The following is a 1,566-nucleotide window of genomic DNA, read 5'->3' on the forward strand; positions in this document are numbered from 1 at the left end:
TGGATTCAAAAATGAATCAATGGACATCAATGCAATGGGGAAGGATCTGGATGATGCACTCTCTGATATAATAAAAGAGGGTGAATTTACAGGTGGTGAACTGAAAAGGATATCTGGAATATTCAGCAAACGGATAGAGGACCACAGAAAAGAACTACTATCGCCTGTAACAGGAAAGAACGGCAAAACAATTAATGTTGTGAGGCACAATGGAATAGAGGAGATTGGGCACAGGTGGTCAAGGATGCATATACGCAGGCGGACTGGAAGATCACAGACAGCAAGGGAGATGGGAAAGTATGGTGCACTTACTGCAGTTCTTTCCAATGTGGAGAATAAGCATTACATAGAGAATATTCTTTCAAAGATTGATTTTCTTAAAGAATTCACATCCATAACGGAGGATGAACTTGACAGTGCAGGAAAACTCATAAGGCCCAATCCATGTGAGCCTATAATAGGGAAGGATAAAGAAAGAAAGCCTGCTCTAATAGCCCGGGTGAAGATACTGGAGATTAACAATAACTTATCCAGTAAGGATCTGAATGCATGGGTTGAATCAATCAAAATCTAATCGGATTTTGATACCATATATTAATAATGATGAAAGATACAGAGGATTTAAATTTATTGAAGATATCTCGGAAAACTTTTCGGAGTAAAATATTGCTCAATAAAATGTAAAATTATAATGAGTAGTATATTTATAAGATTCTCAGGGAACAAGGAAAATAGTTATTTATGGAAAGTTATCCATTGCAAAACAGAAGAATAACTTGCAAAATTGTATTAATCAAATGAATGATAAATTTCCTTAAAAGAAGATATGTTATATACTACTATCCAGAACTATAAATTTCAGGGATCCTGTGTTATAGGCAGAGAACACTAGCGATTGGATATGATATGATTAAATATGATGTTAGTTCAAATAATATAGTGATTATATCAACTATTAACCAACTATTTATATCTAAATTTCATGGAAATTCATGTTAAAATAGCTTATCAGAAATCTTAAATATGATAATGTATTAGATAATTTAATGAAAAAAGGATTGAAGATTATAATAGTAGTTGTGGTTGCTATTATCCTGGTGAGTACAGCATTTTTGGTATTGTACCACCCGACACATGCATTCACAGATACGTCTCAGACAGCCGCTCCAGAACAACTTGATCCTGCAACAGGGTTTTTTACGACCAATGGTCCCCTATTCTCTGCAGTATTTCAGACTCTGGTAGAATTTAACGGTAGTTCAACAAACGTAGTACCAGTATTAGCAAGCAATGTTTACAATGTCAATGATACCCATTATACGTTTGATATAAGGAGCTATGCTAATTTCAGCAATGGCCAGCATTTAAATGCCTCATCAGTATGGTTTTCATTTGCAAGAGGAATATTAATGGGTCAGGGTCCATATGCAGCTGATTACTCCGGAATATTATTCAATGGAACAATGTCAGCAGTGACTGGTGTCACACTTCCAAATGGAACAATAGGTGCTCTTATGTCTGCAGGTTACAAAATACCGACAAAGTCCTATAATGTATCAGCATTGC

The 1,566-nt window shown here is 35.3% G+C and carries 1 protein-coding gene and 1 pseudogene; both read left to right on the plus strand.

Translation table 11 applies throughout. The features are described 5' to 3' along the window. Positions 1-574 (plus strand): hypothetical protein (locus AMDU4_RS01400; RefSeq protein ID WP_290703868.1); only part of this gene is annotated, 574 nt, incomplete at its 5' end. A gap of 472 nt (positions 575-1,046) precedes the next feature. Continuing rightward, positions 1,047-1,566, plus strand: a pseudogene (locus tag AMDU4_RS01405) (ABC transporter substrate-binding protein); the annotation flags it as partial.

Source organism: Ferroplasma sp. Type II, assembly GCF_000496155.1.